Origin of the sequence: Sphingomonas kyeonggiensis, from assembly GCF_014196745.1 — a bacterium.
In the GTDB taxonomy this organism is placed as follows: domain Bacteria; phylum Pseudomonadota; class Alphaproteobacteria; order Sphingomonadales; family Sphingomonadaceae; genus Sphingomonas; species Sphingomonas kyeonggiensis.
The window spans coordinates 1,165,395-1,183,676 of the sequence record NZ_JACIEH010000003.1 but is presented as its reverse complement, the minus strand read 5'-3'; the positions used below and the strand labels follow the sequence as shown (position 1 = coordinate 1,183,676).

At 66.9% G+C, this 18,282-nt stretch carries 22 protein-coding genes; 6 read left to right on the top strand and 16 right to left on the bottom strand.

The annotated features are described in order from the left end of the window. Nucleotides 1-1,182 carry an efflux RND transporter periplasmic adaptor subunit gene (locus GGR46_RS20845; protein WP_183999909.1) on the bottom strand — a complete coding sequence of 394 codons (1,182 nt, stop codon included), beginning with the start codon at nt 1,180-1,182 and terminating at the stop codon, nt 1-3. 171 nt (nt 1,183-1,353) lie between these two features. On the opposite strand from GGR46_RS20845, the gene GGR46_RS20840 reads away from it, so the two are divergent. Together GGR46_RS20840 and dinB are read left to right on the top strand one after the other, a co-directional pair. Continuing rightward, complete coding sequence (locus GGR46_RS20840) at nt 1,354-1,953, top strand: TetR/AcrR family transcriptional regulator (RefSeq protein ID WP_183999908.1); 600 nt, start codon at nt 1,354-1,356, stop codon at nt 1,951-1,953. A 1-nt stretch (nt 1,954) separates the two neighbouring features. Further along, nucleotides 1,955-3,022: a DNA polymerase IV gene (gene dinB, locus GGR46_RS20835; protein WP_183999907.1), complete on the top strand. Its 1,068-nt coding sequence runs from the start codon at nt 1,955-1,957 to the stop codon at nt 3,020-3,022. Here the strand turns inward: dinB and GGR46_RS20830 are convergent. Beyond that, nucleotides 3,019-3,549: a dihydrofolate reductase family protein gene (locus tag GGR46_RS20830; RefSeq protein WP_183999906.1), complete on the bottom strand. Its 531-nt coding sequence runs from the start codon at nt 3,547-3,549 to the stop codon at nt 3,019-3,021. The two genes, dinB and GGR46_RS20830, sit on opposite strands and share 4 nt — an antisense overlap. A gap of 48 nt (nt 3,550-3,597) precedes the next feature. Here GGR46_RS20830 and GGR46_RS20825 point away from each other — a divergent pair, with 48 nt between their 5' ends. From GGR46_RS20825 to GGR46_RS20815, 3 genes are read left to right on the top strand one after another with little or no spacing between them, the layout of a single operon-like run. Beyond that, nucleotides 3,598-4,146 (top strand): TetR/AcrR family transcriptional regulator, encoded by a 549-nt coding sequence (locus tag GGR46_RS20825; protein WP_183999905.1) that lies wholly within the window; start codon nt 3,598-3,600, stop codon nt 4,144-4,146. Between the two features lie 10 nt (nt 4,147-4,156). Next, nucleotides 4,157-4,708: a DNA-3-methyladenine glycosylase gene (locus GGR46_RS20820; RefSeq protein WP_183999904.1), complete on the top strand. Its 552-nt coding sequence runs from the start codon at nt 4,157-4,159 to the stop codon at nt 4,706-4,708. After that, on the top strand, nt 4,705-5,073 hold the full coding sequence (locus tag GGR46_RS20815) for a ribose-phosphate pyrophosphokinase (RefSeq protein ID WP_183999903.1): 369 nt from the start codon (nt 4,705-4,707) through the stop codon (nt 5,071-5,073). Before GGR46_RS20820 ends, GGR46_RS20815 begins: the two co-directional genes overlap by 4 nt. Nucleotides 5,074-5,096: 23 nt before the next feature. Here the strand turns inward: GGR46_RS20815 and GGR46_RS20810 are convergent, their stop codons facing one another. The 3 genes from GGR46_RS20810 to mgrA are packed head-to-tail and all read right to left on the bottom strand — an operon-like array spanning nt 5,097 to nt 8,821. Further along, nucleotides 5,097-7,271, bottom strand: a complete 2,175-nt coding sequence (locus GGR46_RS20810) for a penicillin acylase family protein (RefSeq protein WP_183999902.1) — start codon at nt 7,269-7,271, stop codon at nt 5,097-5,099. A 24-nt stretch (nt 7,272-7,295) separates the two neighbouring features. After that, on the bottom strand, nt 7,296-7,763 hold the full coding sequence (locus tag GGR46_RS20805) for a GreA/GreB family elongation factor (protein WP_183999901.1): 468 nt from the start codon (nt 7,761-7,763) through the stop codon (nt 7,296-7,298). Next, nucleotides 7,760-8,821 (bottom strand): L-glyceraldehyde 3-phosphate reductase, encoded by a 1,062-nt coding sequence (gene mgrA / locus GGR46_RS20800; protein WP_183999900.1) that lies wholly within the window; start codon nt 8,819-8,821, stop codon nt 7,760-7,762. Before mgrA ends, GGR46_RS20805 begins: the two co-directional genes overlap by 4 nt. A gap of 78 nt (nt 8,822-8,899) precedes the next feature. Here mgrA and GGR46_RS20795 point away from each other — a divergent pair, with 78 nt between their 5' ends. Beyond that, nucleotides 8,900-9,967 (top strand): glycosyltransferase family 2 protein, encoded by a 1,068-nt coding sequence (locus GGR46_RS20795; protein WP_183999899.1) that lies wholly within the window; start codon nt 8,900-8,902, stop codon nt 9,965-9,967. Here the strand turns inward: GGR46_RS20795 and GGR46_RS20790 are convergent. From GGR46_RS20790 to GGR46_RS20740, 11 genes are all read right to left on the bottom strand, one after another. Then, entirely contained in the window at nt 9,964-10,317 is a 354-nt protein-coding gene (locus GGR46_RS20790) for a HesB/IscA family protein (RefSeq protein WP_183999898.1), read from the bottom strand. The two genes, GGR46_RS20795 and GGR46_RS20790, sit on opposite strands and share 4 nt — an antisense overlap. Further along, nucleotides 10,317-10,826 (bottom strand): SUF system Fe-S cluster assembly protein, encoded by a 510-nt coding sequence (locus GGR46_RS20785; RefSeq protein ID WP_183999897.1) that lies wholly within the window; start codon nt 10,824-10,826, stop codon nt 10,317-10,319. The genes GGR46_RS20790 and GGR46_RS20785 overlap by 1 nt, the downstream gene beginning before the upstream one ends. Further along, on the bottom strand, nt 10,823-12,034 hold the full coding sequence (locus tag GGR46_RS20780) for a cysteine desulfurase (RefSeq protein WP_183999896.1): 1,212 nt from the start codon (nt 12,032-12,034) through the stop codon (nt 10,823-10,825). The genes GGR46_RS20785 and GGR46_RS20780 overlap by 4 nt, the downstream gene beginning before the upstream one ends. Then, complete coding sequence (locus GGR46_RS20775) at nt 12,031-13,113, bottom strand: SufD family Fe-S cluster assembly protein (protein ID WP_183999895.1); 1,083 nt, start codon at nt 13,111-13,113, stop codon at nt 12,031-12,033. Before GGR46_RS20775 ends, GGR46_RS20780 begins: the two co-directional genes overlap by 4 nt. Next, complete coding sequence (locus GGR46_RS20770) at nt 13,110-13,415, bottom strand: hypothetical protein (RefSeq protein ID WP_183999894.1); 306 nt, start codon at nt 13,413-13,415, stop codon at nt 13,110-13,112. The genes GGR46_RS20775 and GGR46_RS20770 overlap by 4 nt, the downstream gene beginning before the upstream one ends. Then, nucleotides 13,412-14,155 (bottom strand): Fe-S cluster assembly ATPase SufC, encoded by a 744-nt coding sequence (gene sufC / locus GGR46_RS20765; RefSeq protein ID WP_183999893.1) that lies wholly within the window; start codon nt 14,153-14,155, stop codon nt 13,412-13,414. The genes GGR46_RS20770 and sufC overlap by 4 nt, the downstream gene beginning before the upstream one ends. A gap of 8 nt (nt 14,156-14,163) precedes the next feature. Further along, nucleotides 14,164-14,742: a hypothetical protein gene (locus GGR46_RS20760; protein WP_183999892.1), complete on the bottom strand. Its 579-nt coding sequence runs from the start codon at nt 14,740-14,742 to the stop codon at nt 14,164-14,166. A 4-nt stretch (nt 14,743-14,746) separates the two neighbouring features. Next, nucleotides 14,747-15,163, bottom strand: a complete 417-nt coding sequence (locus GGR46_RS20755) for a hypothetical protein (RefSeq protein ID WP_183999891.1) — start codon at nt 15,161-15,163, stop codon at nt 14,747-14,749. Continuing rightward, on the bottom strand, nt 15,163-16,626 hold the full coding sequence (sufB, locus tag GGR46_RS20750) for a Fe-S cluster assembly protein SufB (RefSeq protein ID WP_183999890.1): 1,464 nt from the start codon (nt 16,624-16,626) through the stop codon (nt 15,163-15,165). Before sufB ends, GGR46_RS20755 begins: the two co-directional genes overlap by 1 nt. A gap of 2 nt (nt 16,627-16,628) precedes the next feature. Continuing rightward, complete coding sequence (locus GGR46_RS20745; protein ID WP_183999889.1) at nt 16,629-17,105, bottom strand: SUF system Fe-S cluster assembly regulator; 477 nt, start codon at nt 17,103-17,105, stop codon at nt 16,629-16,631. A gap of 69 nt (nt 17,106-17,174) precedes the next feature. Further along, the gene (locus GGR46_RS20740; protein ID WP_183999888.1) at nt 17,175-18,086 is read right to left on the bottom strand and encodes a helix-turn-helix domain-containing protein; all 912 of its coding nucleotides are present in this window, start codon (nt 18,084-18,086) and stop codon (nt 17,175-17,177) included. Nucleotides 18,087-18,282 lie beyond the last annotated feature (196 nt).

Below are 18,282 nucleotides of genomic sequence, written 5' to 3'. Positions count from 1 at the left end.
TTAGCGGTTACCGGCCGGCTTGGCGGTGTAGTCGGGAGCATCCGAAGTGCCGCCCGCGGGCGCCGCTTCCTTGATCTGGCCCGGCTGAGGCGTGACCTTCACGCCCGGGCGGGCGCGCTGGGCGCCGTCGATCACCACCCGGTCGTCCTTGTTCAGGCCCGAGCGGATCACGCGCAGATTGCCCTGCAGCGGGCCGGTCTGCACCGGACGCGCCGTCACCGTGTTGGTCTTGTCGACGACGAACACGATCTGGCGGGCCGCATCGGCCATGATCGCCGTGTCCGGCACCAGCATCGCCGGATAGGGCTTGCTCGCCTCGAGGCGGGCCGAGCCGAACATGCCGGCCTTCAGGAAGCCGCCCGGGTTGCTGATCACCGCACGCGCACGGATCGTGCCGGCGCCGGCATCGAGCGCGTTGTCGACGAAGTCGATCGTGCCGTTGTGGGTATAGTCGGTCTCGTCCGACAGCTTGACCTTGATCGGCGTGCCGTCACGCGTGCCCGACCCGTCGCGCTGGTACTTGAGCAGCAGCGCTTCCGAACCCTGGAAGACGAAGTGGACCGGATCGACCGAGACGATCGTGGTCAGCACCGTCTGGTCGGCGGTAACCGAGTTGCCGACGTCGACCTTGCGCTCCGAGATGCGGCCGCTCAGCGGCGCCACGACGCGGGTGAAGCCGAGGCCAAGCCGCTGCGCCCGCAGATTGGCTTCGGCCGCCGCGACCTGCGCGCTGGCCGAGCGCATTGCGGCGCGGCGCTGTTCCAGCTCTTCCTGGCTGGCGGCGCGCTGGGCGACCAGCGCTTCCGAGCGGGCATATTCGGTCTTGGCGTTGGCCAGCGTGGCCTGGGCCTGGGCGACCTGCGCCACTGCCTGCGCAACCGCGGCCTGTGCCGGGCGGGCATCGACGGTGAACAGCAGCTGGCCCTTCTGGACGTACTGGCCGTCCTTGAACCACACGCCCTGCAGATAGCCCGAAGCGCGCGGACGCACATCGACCGACTGGATCGCCTCGAAGCGCCCGACGAACTCGTCCCAATCGACGACGTCACGCACCAGCGGTGCCGACACCGTCACGGGCGGCGCACCCTGCTGGGGCGGCTGGGCGCCACCTCCACCGCAGCCGGAAAGGACAAGCGCGGCTGCAAGAGCCGGGATGAGCAGCTGACGGTTCTTCGAGTGCATTTCCGATCCCTAAATCCGTGCCCCAGGCCGGACATCCTCCACGGTGTCGTTGCTCGAAACGAACGACTTCCGATTTTGTCCCGCTAAGCAGGTTCAGGGAACTTGTCAACGAACGATGACATATGTCCACGACGGTTGACTATGTTCACCGCCATGTTAGGGAAACTGTCCATGATCCCACCGGTTACGCCGCGGCATCGCAATGCCGTTGCGACGCGCCAGGCCATCCTCGCCTCGGCCCGGAAGCATTTCGCGCGCGAAAATTACGAGAATGTCGGCCTGCGCGAGATCGCGGGCCATGCCGGGGTCGATCCGGCGCTGGTCAGCCGCTATTTCGGCAGCAAGGAAGCGCTGTTCCGCGAGACGCTGCGCGACGAGGACGAGAAGGACATCCTCGACGGTGCGACCCGTGAGATGCTCGCCCAGCATTTCGCCCGGCTCTTCCTCGAGAAGGACGATGCCCCGCCGGGTGAGCGCGACATCCATATCGAGCGCATCCTGATCCTGCTCCATTCGATCGGCTCGCCCAAGGCCGGGCAGATCATCCATGACGCGGTGCAGACCGACATCCTCGACCCCGTCTCGCAGGAGCTCGACGGCGAAGACCGGGAGATGCGCGCGGCAATGGCGCTGGCGGTGCTGATGGGCATGGGCATCATGCACAACATGCTCTCGATCGATACGCTCGAATGCAGCCCCGAAGAGGATGCGCGGTTCGAGAAGCGCCTCACCCGCATCTTCGCCGCCGCCCTGGAGCCGATGGACGACTGACATGGCGCAGGCGCCGGTCCGCAAGATCATCCATGTCGACATGGATGCGTTTTACGCGTCGGTGGAACAGCGCGACGATCCCATGCTGAAGGGCAAGCCGGTCGCAGTGGGCTATGCCGCGGCGCGCGGCGTGGTCGCGGCGGCGAGCTATGAGGCGCGCAAGTTCGGGGTCCGCTCCGCCCTGCCCTCGGTCACCGCGCTGCGCCGCTGCCCCGAGCTGGTCTTCGTCAAGCCGCGCTTCGACGTCTATCGCGCCGTCTCGAAACAGATCCACGCGATCTTCGCCGACTATACCCCGATCATCCAGCCGCTCTCGCTCGACGAAGCCTATCTCGACGTCACCGCGAACCTGCGCGGGATCGAGACCGCCTGGGCCACCGCCAAGGAAATCCGCGCGCGGATTCTGGAGGAAACCGGGCTCACCGCCTCGGCCGGCATCTCGTACAACAAGTTCCTCGCCAAGCTCGCCTCGGACCAGCGCAAGCCCAATGGCCAGTTCGCGGTGACGCCTGACATGGGCGCGGCCTGGGTAGAGACGCTGCCGGTCAAGCGCTTCCACGGGGTCGGCCCGGTGACCGCGCGCAAGATGCAGGGGCTCGGCATCGAGACCGGGGCAGACCTGCGCGCCAAATCGATCGAGTTCCTCCGCGCCCATTTCGGCAGCTCAGCCGAATGGTATCATGCGATCGCCCGCGGCGAGGACGACCGGCCAGTCGATGCCGAGCGCATCCGCAAATCCTCAGGCTCGGAGACCACCTTCGACCGGGACCTTACCGAGAATACCGAGATCGAGGCCGGGGTGCTGGAGATGGCCGAGGACGTCTGGACCTGGTGCGAAAAGGCGCAGGAGTTCGGCCGCACCGTCACCGTGAAGGTGAAATATGCCGACTTCCAGATCATCACCCGCAGCCGCAGTCTCTCGGCCGGCCTGGTCGACCGCCGCGAGGCTTTGCGCGACATGAGCCTCTCGCTGATCCGCTCGGTGCTGCCGACGCCCAAGGGGATCAGGCTGGTCGGCGTGACGGTTTCGAACTTCGAGGAGCGGCTGGGGGACGAGTTGCCCTTCTAGTCCCCAAAGGCATAGTGCAGGCGCACACAGCCCCGGTCGATCGCCTCGGCGCCGAGCAGCCGCAGCTTCTCTCGCACGCCTTCCGCAGGGAACAGCGGCTTCCCGCGCCCGATCAGCTCCGGCATCACATAGATCTCGATCGCATCGAGGGCACTGCGCGCGATGAACGTCATTTGCAGTCGTCCGCCGCCCAGCATCCAGACATCGCCATCGTCGAGCGCACGCAATTCCGCGATCAGCAGGTCCACATCGCTACGCGTCTCCAGCGGCCCCTTCGGGTCCAGGATTGGTCGAGAAGTGACGACGATCACCCGCTGCGCGTCATAGGCCCAGGGCGCATCCTGGCTTGCGAGGAAATCATAAGTGCCTCGCCCCATCACCACCGTCCGGACTCGCTGCAGGAAATGGCGATAGTCATGTGCGCCAAGATCGAGGCCGTCATAGGCGAACAGCCAGTCGAGGCTGTCATCTTCGGTTGCGATGAAGCCGTCCAGGCTGGTGGCGATATAGCCCAGGATCCGCGCCATCGACTCACTCCTCTTGTTTATAAATGAATAGTCGTTTATAAAAATTCGATGGGACGGGGCAAGACGGTTTCGGACAAGGCAGTGCTCGACGGGCTGCTCGCGACGATCGGAAATCCAGGCGACTTGACCTTCGCCAGAGCCGGGCAGGTTGTCGGCCTCTCCGCCGCGACGCTCGTCCAGCGCTTCGGCACACGCGATGCCATGGTCGAGGCGGTGCTGCTGCATGCCTGGGATCGCCTCGACGACGCCACCGCCGCCGCGGATGCGGAGCGCACAGTCGATCCGGCGGGTGCGATCGCATTGCTGGTTCAGCTGACGCCGGCAGAACGGGACGTCACCGAGGGGCTGCTCCTGCTGCGCGAGGATTTCCGTAATCCGGTGCTGCGCGCACGCGGCGCAGCCTGGGGCGGACAACTCGCCCGGGCGCTGGGCAGGAGGCTCACGGAGGACCCGCAAGAAGCCGAACGACTGGGCTGGCAAATGGCCTCGATCTGGCAGGGCAGCCTGATCTGGTGGGGTTTTCGTCGCGAAACCGCCCCCCGTGCCGCGATCGAGGCGGCATTGACGGAATGGTACGCGAACCTCGCCGGATGCTAGGCTGCGACCGATGCTGGACCGCACCTTCTTCGAGCGCGACGCGGTAACCGTCGCCCGCGACCTGATCGGCGTGGAGGTGCTGGTCGACGGCGTCGGCGGGCCGATCGTCGAGACCGAGGCCTATGACGCGGGCGACCCCGCCTCGCACAGCTTCCATGGCCCGACGGCGCGCAACGCAGTCCTGTTCGGCCCGCCCGGCCATGCCTATATCTACCGTATCTATGGCCTGCATTGGTGCATGAACTTCGTGTGCTCACCCGTCAGCGCGGTGCTGATCCGCGCGATCGAACCGCGCCACGGACTCGACGTGATGGCCGGGCGCCGCGGCACCGGCAGTGTGCGGCTGCTCTGCTCGGGGCCGGGCCGGCTCTGCCAGGCACTGGCCGTCGATCACGGCCTGGACGGCGCGCCGATCGATGCACCACCCTTCGATCTGCGTGCCGCGGATGCCCCGCGCAGCGTCGCGGTCGGACCCCGGATCGGGATCAGCAAGGCAGTCGATACGCCGTGGCGCTTCGGCGAGGCGGGCTCGCGCTTCCTCAGCAAGCCGTTCGCGCCATGACCGGCGATCCGATCCCGGTCTCCGATGTCGCCCATGTCCGCGCCCTGCTGATCGAAGCGGCCCGCGAACGCCGCGCGGTCAGCTATTCCGAGATGCTCGCATTGCTCGGCCACCGCTTCACCCGCCCGCTGATGCGCGCGCTGTGCAAGACACTCGACGTGATCGACGAGGCAGCGGTGGCGAACGGCGAACCCGAGCTCGCGGTGCTGGTCGTGCGCGAATCCGATGGCATGCCCGGCCAGGGCTGGTGGGTCAGCCCGCGCGCCTCGCTGGAGGGGCATGCGGGGCCGTGGGAAGGCCCGGAGGCACGGGCGTTCGTCGACCGGCTCCAGCGCGAGGCGTTCGACCATTGGTCCCAAGCCTGACCTGCTTGCAATGTAGAAACGCTCTATTCCCCGGGGCGATACACCCGCTCGACATGCCCCTTCAGGTCTTCGGTATAGAAATACACCGGCCGCAGCGCACCCGCCGCATAGCGATCGGCCTGATCGGTGAAGTGCCTGCTGTCCGGATGCCCGCTCTCGCCGCCCGCGGTGACCGCCCAGGCCTTGACCCTCGGCCCGAACTCCACCGTCGCGACGAAGCTGTTGCCGAGCGTGCCGTAATAGCGCTTCGTCCCCGGCCAGCGCTTGGCCCCGAACGAGGCGAGCGAGCCCCATTGCGCCGAAGTGAAGGGCACCGGGATGCTGGGCTTGGCGTCGTCGAACTTCTGGACGATCGCCCCGTCGTTGCGCTGGAAGCGGTTGATCTCGCCCCAGGCGATCTTCCAGCTGCCGAAATCCTGGGTGAGCCGATCCACGGCAGAGGCCAGCGCGTCGATCCGCTGCGCATCGGTGGCACGGTCCGCCATCCAGTCCCATACCGACAGCCCCGCCTCCTTGGCCGGTGCGGCCGAGGGAGCCCAGAGCGCCTCGCCCCAGAACACCGCGAGCGACGTCGCGGTCGAGTCCGCGGCCCAGCGCCGGTCCCAAGCCTTGAGCAGGGCCACCGGCTCGGCGAGCCTGGCCTTGCGCGCATCGCTGTCGGGCAGCTTCTCCCAGGCGCTCGCCAGCCCGGGCAGCAGCCGGTCGAAGGCGGGCAGGAAGCTGTCATAGGCCGCCTGGCGCAGCGTCTCGGGGGTGAAGTCGGCACGGGCATTCAGCACCCGCAGCGCATGGGCGCCGCGCGGGTTCTCGCCGGCCTGGTCGAAATAGCGCGGGAAGTCCGACGCCTTGGGGCTGTCCGCCCCGGCAGCGGTCCAGGGCCAATTGTTCGAGTTGAAGGCCCAGCCATTCTTCGGGTTCACCGCCTGGGGCAAGCTGGCAAGGCTGTGCAGCCCCTTCCAGTCGGTCGCCGGATCGCTACCATCGACCGGCTTGCGATAGTCGAAGCGATTGTCCCGCACGGGCATGAATTGCGGCATCAGGAACGCGATCTCGCCCCTGGAGTCCGCGAACAAGGTGTTGTTCGAGCTGTTGGCCTTGAGCGCGGCGACTTTGAGGAAGCCGGCATAATCGCTCGCCTTGGTGCGCAGGAAGCTCTGCTGGAGCGCCTCGACCGGCTTGTTCATCAGCGAGACCGCGATCCACTGGCCCTTGTCCGTCATGCGCACGATCGGGCCATGATGCGTGGCATAGGCCCGGAAGCTGCGCCGGGCCTGTGTCCCGTCGGCGGCGCGATAGGCGATCGTGATCGGCGTGATCGTCACCGGCCGCGTCTCGGTGCCGTAGCGATAGCCGAAGCGCGTGCCCGGCACGTTGCTGACGATGGTCTCCGCGAACTCGTCGACATTGTCGACGCCGCTCGACGTGTGCATCCAGCCGGCCCTGGCGTTGAACCCCTGGTAGATGAAGAACTGCCCCCAGGTCGCCGCACCGTAAGCGTTGAGCCCCTCGCCGCTGGTCACCTGCTGCTCGGAGCGGAAGAAGAAGCTGGTATGCGGGTTGATCAGCAGCAGCGCATGGCCGTTCTTGGTATGGCTCGGCGCGATCGCGAAGCCGTTCGAGCCCTTGGGTTCCTTGTAGAGCAGGTCCCTCTCGGCATCGGTCATCGCCAGCTTCTGCTTGCCGTAGAATGCCTCGAGCTGGCTGAGCGGCACCCGCTCGATATCGCCGCCGATACTGCCTTCGGAGAAGCTCAGCGCCATCCACGGCTCGAACCGGGTGAGCACGCGCGGCTTTACCTCAGGATGGGTGGCGAGATAATGGTTCAGTCCGTCCGCCCAGGCCTGCATCAGCTTGCGGAGCCAGGCGGGGCTTCTGGCATAATCCGCCTTCAGCACCTCGGGATCGACGAACAGCCGTTGGCGCAGGTCCTGCCAGATCGCCCCCTCGCCCTCCGCCTCGGCGAGACGGCCGAGGCTGACCAGATAGTTGGTCTCGATCCGGTTGAAGTCGTCCTCGGCCTGGGCATAGATCATCCCGAACACCGCATCGGCGTCGGTCTGCCCCTTGATGTGCGCCACGCCCCAATCGTCGCGCGTTATCGTCACCCGCGACGCTTCCGCCTTCCAGCGATCGGCATCGGTCTGCGCTTGGGCAGAGGTGGAGGCGAGCAGCGCGGCGGCTAGGAGCAGGCGAGTCATGTCCGCATCCTAGACCGCCTTGGCTCAGTCCGGAATCGTTTCGATCTCGACGATCTCGATTGCCTGGGGCTTGCCGGCGAAATCGACCTTCTCGCCTTCCTCGGCGCCGATCAGGGCCTTGGCGAGCGGCGCCTGGAAGGAGAGCCGGTCCGCCGCAGGATCGGCCTCGTCATGCCCGACCAGGTCGATCACCCGCTCCTTGCCGGCCATGCGGATCCGTACCCGGGAACCGATGCCGGCCACGCCTTCTTCCGGCGCCGGCGCGATCTGCGCGGTGGTGCGGCGCGTGTTCCAGTAGCGCAGCTCACGCTTCAGTCCCTCGAGCGCCTCTTCCTCGCCGCCGGCCGCGATCGAGGCTTCCAGCTCGGCGACCTTCGTCTCGATCAGCACAAGGCCGCGCGCCGTGACCATATTGGGTCCCGGCGGCAGCGGCAGTTCGAACTTCGGTTCCTTGTGTTCCTCGTCGCTCTCGCGGCGAAACGCGACGCTCATGCCTGGGGGAGTTCCTCGATGCTGGACGAAACCTTCCAAAGATCGAGCGAGCCATCGGTTGCATGGCGATCGATCTCGGCCAGCTCTTCCGCGCTGAAATCGAGATTGTTGACCGCGTCCAGCGAGTTGTCGAGCTGCTCGACGGTGCGCGCACCGACCAGCGCCGAGGTGACGCGCGGGTCGCGCAGCACCCATGCGATCGCCATCTGCGCCAGCGTCTGGCCGCGCTTCTGGGCAATGGTATGGAGCGCGCGGATTCGCTCGATATTCTCGTCCGACAGCAGGCGCTGGTTCAGCGAGCCACCGCGCGCCGCGCGGGCATCCTCCGGCACGCCGTTGAGATACTTGTTGCTCAGCATGCCCTGCGCCAGCGGCGAGAAGGCGATGCAGCCGGTGCCGAGATCACCCAGCGTGTCCAGCAGCTCGGCTTCGATCCAGCGGTTGAGCATCGAATAGCTCGGCTGGTGGATGAGCAGCGGCACCTTGTGCTCGGCGAGGATCGCGGCGGCCTGGCGGGTCAGCTCGGGCGAATAGCTCGAGATGCCGACATACAGCGCCTTACCCTGGCGGTGGAGCTGGGCGAGCGCGCCCATCGTCTCCTCGAGCGGGGTCTTGGGATCGACGCGGTGCGAATAGAAGATGTCGACATAGTCGAGCCCCATCCGCTTGAGGCTCTGGTCGCACGAGGCGATGAGGTACTTCTTCGATCCGCCGACATCGCCATAGGGGCCCGGCCACATGTCCCAGCCGGCCTTGGTCGAGACGATCAGCTCGTCGCGGTGGCTGGCGAAATCGGTCGCCATGACGCGGCCGAAATTCTCCTCGGCCGAGCCATAGGGCGGGCCGTAATTGTTCGCGAGGTCGAAATGGGTCACGCCCCGGTCGAACGCGCGGCGCAGCATCGCGCGGCCGGTCTCGAACACGTCGGTGCCACCGAAATTCTGCCAGAGGCCAAGGCTGATCGCCGGCAGGTCGAGGCCCGAGCGCCCGCAACGGCGATAGGGCATGCGGCCGTCATAACGGGCGGGGTCGGCGGTATAGGGCTGGGGATAGGGCATTGGTCTCTCCGCATGGCGCGCTTCGGCTTCGCGGCGTCCTATAATGAATCCCGGCCAGCAGTGAAGGATTCCATGCAAATGCCCCGATTGGCGCTCGTCATGATCGTGCGGGACGAGGAACGCTGCCTTGCGCGCTGCCTCGAAAGCGCCCGCGCCCATGTCGACACGATGATCGTGGTGGACACTGGCTCGACCGACGACACCGTCGCCATCGCCGAACGCTGCGGCGCGACGGTGCATCACTTCACCTGGTGCGATGATTTCGCCGCGGCCCGCAACGCCGCGCTCGACCTCTCGGATGCCGACTGGAACCTGATCCTCGATGCCGACCAGTGGATCGAGGGCGATGCCAGCGCGCTCGGCCCCGAAACGCTGCCGTCCGCCTCGGTCGCCGCGCCGCGCTTCCTCGGCTGCGCGCACATGATCAACCATGACCCGTCCGAAGGCCCGGGCGTGCGCCGGCTGATGCCGCGCGTCCTGCCGCGCGGCGTGCGCTACGAAGGGCGCATCCACGAACAGCCGGTCTCGCCGCTGCCGCTGGTGCCGCTGCCCCTGTCGCTCCGCCATGACGGGTTCGAGGAAGCACAGCTCGAGCGCAAGGCGGGACGCAACGAAGCGCTGCTTATCGCCCAGCTCGCCGAGACACCGGAGGATTCCTATCTCTGGTACCAGCTCGGCCGCGAGCATCTGGTGCGCGGCAAGCCCGGCGAAGCCGCCGACGCGCTGCTCACCGCGCATCGCACCGGCGCATCCGGCTCGGCATGGCGTCACGGCACCGTGGTCGGGGCGCTGCAGGCGCTCAAGCGCGCCGAGCGGTTCGAGGAAGCACTGGCATTTGCCGATCTCGAGCACCGCAACTGGCAGCGCTCGCCCGACTTCTACTTCGCCGTCGCCGACCTTTATCTCGACTGGGCGAGCCACAACCCGGCGACCGCGATGAGCGAGCTGCTGCCGATTGTCGAAAGCGCCTGGAAGCGCTGCCTGGAGATCGGCGAGCGGCCCGATCTCGACGGGTCGGTCGAAGGGTGCGGCAGCCATCTCGCAGCGCAGAACCTGGCAATGTTCTACGAGGCCCTGGGCATCGACGACGCGGCGCGGACCTATGCCGAACTGGCCGCCCACATGCTCGAACGGCGCGCCGCCTAGACGGTGAAGCTCTCGCCGCAGCCGCAGCTGCCCTTGGCGTTCGGGTTCTGGAAGGTGAAGCCGGCGGTGAAGTCGTCCTCCACCCAGTCCATCGTCGAGCCGATCAGGTACAGGATAGAGCTGCCGTCGACATAGAAAGTCCCGCCGGGCGTCTCGATCTTCTCGTCGAACGGCTTGGCCTCGGTGACGTAGTCGACCGAATAGGCCAGGCCCGAGCAGCCGCGCCGCGGGGTCGACAGCTTGACGCCGACGGCCTCGGCCGGCGCCTTGGCCATCAGGTCGGCGATGCGCTGCTCGGCGGCTGGCGTCAGGATCAGCGCGGCCGGGCGCGCGCGGGTGGCGGTGGTCATCACAGCATCCCCAGTTCGAGCTTGGCCTCGTCGCTCATCTTCTGCGGGTCCCAGGGTGGATCCCAGACGAGGGCGACTTCGGCATGTCCGATCCCCGGCACCGAGCCGACGCGCAGCTCGACCTCGCCGGGCATCGATTCCGCCACCGGGCAATGCGGCGTGGTCAGCGTCATCGTCACCGCGGCATGGCCGTCATTGGTGATGTCGACACCGTAGATCAGGCCGAGATCATAGATGTTCACCGGGATCTCGGGATCATAGATCTCCTTGAGCGCCGTGATCACCGCTTCGTAGAGCTCGCCGCCCGGCTCGGTGCCCGACAGCGCCTGCGGCTTCTGCGACAGGAAGCCCGAGAGATAGTCGCGCTTGCGCTCGAACGTCTCGCTCACGCCTTCCACCACGTCCGCCGATGTTTCGGTGGACGCATCAAACGCATCATCGACGCGCGCCTTGGGCGGAGCCGCTACGGCTGCCACTTCCTCGACTTCAATCTTACGCTCTTCGTTCATCCGAAGATCCTCGTGACCCGTTCAATTCCAGCAACCAGCGCGGCGATATCGTCCGCGCCATTGTACACTCCGAAGCTCGCCCGCGCCGTCGCCGGCACGCCGAGTGCGTCCATCAGCGGCTGGGCGCAGTGGTGCCCGGCGCGGATCGCGACATTGCCTTCATCCAATATGGTGGCGACGTCGTGCGGGTGCACCCCCTCCACCGCGAAACTGACGATGCCGGCGCTGTCGGCCGGACCGAACAGCTTGACCGAATTGAGCTGCGACAGTGCCTCACGCGCCTGCGTCACCAGCGCCGTCTCGTGCGCGTGGATGCGATCGAGCCCGATGTCATCGACATAGTCGATCGCCGCATGCAGCCCGACCACGCCGACGATGTGCGGCGTCCCCGCCTCGAAGCGTCCAGGCGGCGGGGCATAGGTGGTCTTGGCGAAGGTCACCCGGTCGATCATCGAGCCGCCACCCTGATAGGGCGGCATCCCGTCGAGCAGGTCGTAGCGTCCCCAGAGCACGCCGATGCCGGTCGGCCCGTAGAGCTTGTGGCCCGACATCACATAGAAGTCGCAGCCGATCTCGGCGACGTTCACGGCCATGCGCGGCACGGCCTGGCAACCGTCCAGCAGGACCTTGCCGCCGACCTTGTGGGCCAGCGCGGTCGCGTGCTTCGCGTCGAGCACCGAGCCGAGCACGTTCGAGACATGCGCCAGCGCGACCAGCTTGTGGCGCTCGGTCAGCATCGCTTCCATCGCGTCGAGGTCGATACGCTGGTCGGCGGTGAGCGGCACCACGTCGATCTCGGCGCCGACGCGCTCGGCGACCATCTGCCAGGGCACGATGTTCGAATGATGCTCGAGCGTCGAAAGCAGGATGCGGTCGCCCGCCTTGAGCTGCGTCCCCGCCCAGCATTGCGCGACAAGGTTGATCCCCTCGGTCGCGCCGCGGACGAAGACCACTTCCTCCTCGCGCCCGCCGAGGAACGCCGCCACGCGCTTGCGGGCAGCTTCATAGGCGAGCGTCATGTCCGCCGAGCGCTGGTACACGCCGCGATGCACGGTGGCATAGGTTTCGCCGTACGCGCGGTTGATCGCATCGAGCACCGGCTGCGGCTTCTGCGAGGTCGCGGCAGTGTCGAGATAGTGCCAGCCGGCCGGGATCGCCGGGAAATCGGCGAGCACATCGAGGGGACGGGTGTCGGCAGTCACGGTCATAGCGCAGTGTCCAGCCAGCGGTCCGCATCCGCCGCAAAGGCCTCGCGCACTGCCTCCTCGCCGATCCGGGCGAGCGCATCCGCGACGAAGGCACGGGTGAGCAGCGCCTGGGCGCGGGCGGGGTCGATGCCGCGGCTCTGCAGATAGAAGAGCGCTTGTCTGTCGAGCTCACCGACCGTGGCACCGTGCGCGCACTTCACGTCGTCGGCGAAGATCTCGAGCTCGGGCTTCAAATTCACCGTCGCCGTGCGCTGGAGCAGCAGGCCGCGCAGCGACTGCTCGCCATCGGTCTGCTGCGCGCCGCGCGCCACTTCGACGCGGGCGGCGAGGCTGGCGGCCGACTTGTCCGCCGCCACTGCGCGCCACAGCTGGCGCGAGGTGCCCTCGATATCCTCGTGGCGCACCGCGACCGCAGCTTCCTGCTTCTGGCTGCCCGACGTGAGCAGCGCGCCGCCCATCTCGGCAAAGCCACCCTTGCCGTTGATCAGCAGCGAGCCGTCGATCCGGCTGCCCATGCCGCCGGCGCCAAGGAAGATCGAGACCAGGCTCGCCGCCTCGCCAACCTCAGCCTCGTCGCGCAGCGAGACGAAGCCGTCCGACTGCACCAACCGCACCGAACGCATCAGCCGCGCGCCGCGCTTGAGGCAGAGCGTGGTCAGCCGGTTCGCCCAGCCCGAGCCCGCATAGGTCTCGATCACCGAGGCGACCGCATCCTCGTCGAGCATCAGCCGACCGGGGACATGGCTTTCGCCGCCGGTGCCGAGATGGACGATCTGGATCGCGGTGACGGCATGTTTGGGGCCGATATGCAGCGACCAGCCCTCACCCTCGGCCAGGCTGCCGAGCGGATGGTCGGTGATCGCCACCTGCTGGGTCACCTGCACGGGGCCAGGCTTGCTGTGCGCCGGCTCGAACCGGCCATCGACGAACAACAGGCGCGGGCCTTCGATGTCGAGGAACAGGGTCGCGGGATCGATCGCCGCATCGGCACGCGGGCTGTCGGCGGCCGCCTTGAGCGCCGCCATGTCGGCCCAACGCCATTCCTCCATGCGCGGGGTGGGAAGTGCGAGCGCGGTCACTGGCCGGTCCTCCAGCTACGCTTGAAATCGGCGAGCAGTGCCGGCTTGCGCTTGTCGATACAGGCCTTCACGCCCGCGGAATCGCGCGCGCCCTTGCGGACGCAGGCAGTCGCGGTGCGGCAGAGCTGCTCGTCCAGCTTCGCATAGCCGCTCGTCTCGCTCAGCGCGCAGCCGAGCTTGCCGCCCGCGCCCTGGCTGACCGTCGCGGAGATCGCCGCGAGCCTGCGCCCGACGACCTCGATATTGAGCTCGTCCTGCGGCGCCTCCTGCACCGCGAACGCCAGGATCAGGGACAGGATCACGCCGCCAGGATCCCATAGCCTTCGCGCTCCAGCTCGTGCGCGAGTTCGGGCCCGCCCGAGCGGACGATGCGGCCATCGGCCAGCACATGGACGAAGTCCGGCTGCACATAGTCGAGCAGCCGCTGGTAGTGGGTGATCAGCAGCACCGCCTTGTCGGGCGCGCGCATGATCCGGTTGATCCCCTCGCCCACTGCCTTGAGCGCATCGATGTCGAGGCCGGAATCGGTCTCGTCGAGGATCGCCAGCTTGGGGCCGATGATGCCCATCTGGACCATCTCGTTGCGCTTCTTCTCGCCGCCCGAGAAGCCGACGTTCACGGGGCGCTTCAGCATCTCGACGTCCATGCCGAGCGCATCGGCCTGGGCGCGGGCGAGCTTGAGGAACTCGCCGCCCGACAGCGGAGCCTCGTCGCGCGCGCGGCGCTGGCTGTTGAGCGCCTCGCGCAGGAAATGCAGGTTCGAGATGCCGGGGATCTCGACCGGATACTGGAAGCCGAGGAACAGGCCCGCCGCGGCGCGCTCGTGCGGCGCCAGCTCGAGCAGGTCCTGCCCGTCAAAGGTCACGCTGCCGCCGGTCGGCTCGTAGTTCGGGCGGCCGCCCAGTGTGTAGCCGAGCGTCGACTTGCCGGCGCCGTTCGGGCCCATGATCGCGTGGATCTCGCCCGCGTTCACTTCCAGGCTCAGGCCCTTGAGGATTTCCTTGCCGTCGATTTCGGCGCGGAGGTCGGTGATCTTCAACATGCTGTCGTTCATTCCTTGGGCCCGAAAATCGGCCCCTTTTCTGACTTGTCGGTATCGTCGCGGCGCTGCGGCGTGCCGGTGGTGAAGCGCACCACCGGGCCATCTGCGGCCGGGTTCGCCGGCGGCGCGATCGGCTTCACGCGCTGGCGCTCGGTCTCGCGGCTTTCCTCGGTGGCCGCATTGGGCCCGATCGCGGAGGAAGGCAGTGCCGCCTTGGGCTGCACCAGCTTGGGCAGTTCGAAAACCTGTGCCTTGCCCGGCGCCACCACCGGCGGCGGCGCGGAGAGCGCGGCGGCGGCCTGCTCCAGCACGCTGAGCTCGCGGCAATCGGTCACTTCGTCGGCGGTCTTGGCGTAGCAGACCGGCGTCGCCTGACAGGCATTGCTGTCGCGCCGCTGGCTGCCGCTCGAGATCATCACCCGGCAATTGCGCAGCCGGCCGTCCGAGCCCTTGTCGAACAGCATCGTGGTGCGCCCGAAGGTAGCGCGCACGACGATGTTCGCCTCGTCCTCGACAGCGCCCTGCGAGGGCACGGTCGGAGCAGCGGGAACGTCCTGCGCGAACAAGAGGGCGGCGAGCAGCAACATCGGATCAGGCCGCGACGACCCGCACGCGAATGGTGCCGGGCACATAGCGATCGCCGACCGCGACGAGCGTGCCGTCCGGCAGCTCCCACTTCACGTCGAACGCCTTCACATTGCCCGGCGCATCCATGACCTCGCGTGCCAGCTCGACATCCGCCAGGTCGATCAGCGTGCGGACTTCCTTCCACCATGCCTTGGGGAAACGCTTGCCGTTCAGGGTCAGCTTGCCCTCGGCATAGCTCGTCTCGCTCATCCCGCGGCAGGCGACCGAGGCGTCGTGCAGCGGGATCTGGCGATCGTCCGGCGCATCGGGAAGCGCGCCGAGATGCGTGGTGACGCATTTGGCATAGCCCGACACGACCGGCAGCTGCGTCTTGTCCGCAACCGCCACGCCCGACATTGCCATCAGCATCGAAACCAGCATCAGCCGACACTCCCCTCCAGGCTAATCCCCAGCAGCTTCTGCGCCTCAACGGCGAATTCCATCGGCAGCTGCTGCAGCACTTCCTTGGCGAAACCGTTGACGATCAGCGCCACCGCGGCCTCCTGGTCGAGCCCGCGCTGCATCGCGTAGAACATCTGGTCCTCGCTGATCTTGGAGGTGGTCGCCTCGTGCTCGATCTGCGCGGAGGGGTTCTTCACCTCGATGTACGGCACGGTGTGCGCCCCGCACTGGTCGCCCAGCAGCAGGCTGTCGCACTGGGTGAAGTTGCGGACATTCTCCGCCGCCGCATTGACCAGCACGCGGCCACGATAGGTGTTGTTCGACTTGCCCGCCGAGATGCCCTTGGAGACGATCGTCGACCGGGTGTTCTTGCCGATATGCAGCATCTTGGTGCCGGTATCGGCCTGCTGGCGGCCATTGGTGACCGCCACCGAATAGAACTCACCTACCGAGCCGTCGCCCTGCAGGATGCAGCTGGGATACTTCCAGGTGATCGCGCTGCCGGTCTCGACCTGGGTCCAGCTCACCTTCGAGTTCCTGCCGGCGCACAAGGCGCGCTTGGTCACGAAGTTGAAGATGCCGCCGACGCCGTTCTCGTCGCCCGGATACCAGTTCTGCACCGTCGAGTATTTGATCTCGGCATCGTCGAGCGCGACCAGCTCGACCACGGCGGCGTGGAGCTGGTTCTCGTCGCGCATCGGGGCGGTGCAGCCCTCGAGATACGAGACGTAGGCGCCCTTGTCGGCGATGATCAGGGTGCGTTCGAACTGGCCGGTATTCTCCGCGTTGATGCGGAAATAGGTGCTGAGCTCCATCGGGCAGCGCACGCCCTCGGGCACATAGACGAAGGTGCCGTCCGAGAAGACGGCGGCGTTCAGCGCCGAATAGAAATTGTCGCGCACCGGCACGACCTTGCCGAGCCACTTCTTGATCAGCTCGGGATATTCGCGGATCGCCTCCGAGATCGACAGGAAGATGACCCCGGCTGCCTTCAGCTCCTCGCGGAAGGTGGTCGCGACCGAGACGCTGTCGAACACCGCGTCGACCGCGATCTTGCGCGCGCCCTCGACCCCGGCGAGCACCTTCTGCTCCTCGATCGGGATGCCCAGCTTCTCATAGGTGCGCCGGATCTCGGGATCGAGCTCGTCGAGCGAGCTGATCGTCTTCTTCTGCTTCGGTTCGGCGTAGTAATAGGCGTCCTGATAGTCGATGTGCGGGATCGACAGCTTCGCCCATTCCGGCAGGGTCATCTCCTGCCACATGCGGAATGCCTTCAGGCGCCAGTCGAGCATCCACTCGGGCTCGCTCTTCTTGGCCGAGATGTAGCGGACCGTGTCCTCGGACAGCCCCTTGGGCGCGAACTCCTGTTCGACGTCCGAGGCGAAGCCCCATTCATACTTCTTGTTGGCGGCCGCCAGTGCTTCCGCGTTCTTCGTAGCCATGGTTACACCTGCTCCCCGGCCAGCGCCGGGGTCCGGGTTTGATCTGCCGGATGTGGCGCTTCGGCCTGGGCCGGAGCGCTGGAAAGTTGGGCGAGGGAAATGCCCGCGAGCGCGCCCTTTACAGCACCGTTCACGACATTCCAGTGCGGCTTGACCTTGCAGCTGTCCTGCACGCAGCAATCCTGCTTGCCGGCATCGACGCACGAGGTGAGCGCGATCGGCCCCTCAATGGCCTCGACGATGTCGGCCAGGGTGATCGTCGCAGGCGGGCGGGCCAGGCGGAAGCCGCCGCCGGTACCGCGCGCGCTCTCGATCAGGCCGGCCGCGGAGAGTTTGCTCACCAGCTTCTGCACGGTCGGCAGCGGCAGCCCGGTCTCCTCGGCGAGCGTAGTCGCGTTGAGCCGGCACGTCGCGCCGCACTGGCGCGCCGCGGCGGACAGCATCACGACCGCATAATCGGCAAGGCTCGAAAGCTTCACGCTGTTCCTTCGCTGCGCCGCCCCGGGGCGGACCAATCGGACAAAATCGTTCCGATTGGCCAAATGGGCTCAGCGGCGGCGAAGGTCAACCGATTCGGGGATCACGTCCGGCAGGAAGTGGAAGGTTTCGTTGGTCAGGGTGAGCGCCAGCACCGGGTCGATGCCCGCGCGCAGCGAGGTCGGCGTGTGGCCGGTGAACTGCCGGATCTCGTTGATCATGTGCGACTGGTCGGAGAAGGGACCCACCACTTCATCCACCCGGGCGCCCTGATAGATGCGCATCGCGGCGCCGATCGCGCGGAACTTGCGCTTCAGATGCGCCGGGCTGCCGGCGAAATAGTCCTTGCAGAGCCGCTGGACCTGGCGCTCCCCGATGTTCGAGCTCTTGCGGATACGGGCATAGAGATCGTCGATCGTCGGATCCTTGGTCGCCGCCCATTCGCGCACCGCGCGCAGGAAGACGAGATGCGCCGCCGGCACCGGCTTCACTTCCTGCTGGCGCATGCGGAGCAGCGGCTCGATCGCGGCGATCATCTCCTCCAGCGTGTCCATCTTGTGGAGACGGTGCCAGAGCAGCCCGGCCTGCTCGCAGAACAGCTTCTCGCCATCGACGATGTGATCGGCGACCTTGTAGGCCGGCAGCCCGATCAGCGCCTTCCAGCCGATCGCGCGCAGCGAAACGCCGAAACAATGGAACGGCCCCTGCATGCGATAGCTCGCAGCCGAGGTGCCCGGGCCGTTGATCATCACCTTCTTGGTGCTCTCGGCATGGCCGTCGGGGAAATGGACGGTGCCGCTGCCCTTGATGACGAAGCGGAGCTGGCCAAGGTCGACGCGCTCGATCCCTTCGACGTCCCTGCCGTCGTGGCGGAAGAGATAATAGGATTCGACGTGCGGGATCAGCGCCCCTTCCGCCTTGCGGAATTCGAGCCGAGGCCGGGGATCCCGGTCGTTCTCTGCGGCCAGTTGGGCCGGTTTCATCCTGGTAGCGCCCCGCATTTCTTGCCCTGCTAATCCGAGATTATCCCCTCCTCGGATTCCTTATTTTCCGCGCAAATATACCGCGTAGTCGCGGAATAGAAAAGTGGCCCGGTCAGCCTAAGCCAACCGGGCCAAAAGGAAAGGGTTCCCCCATTGAGCGGAAACCCCTCGGGTCGCAGTGCTTTACTAGCCGAGT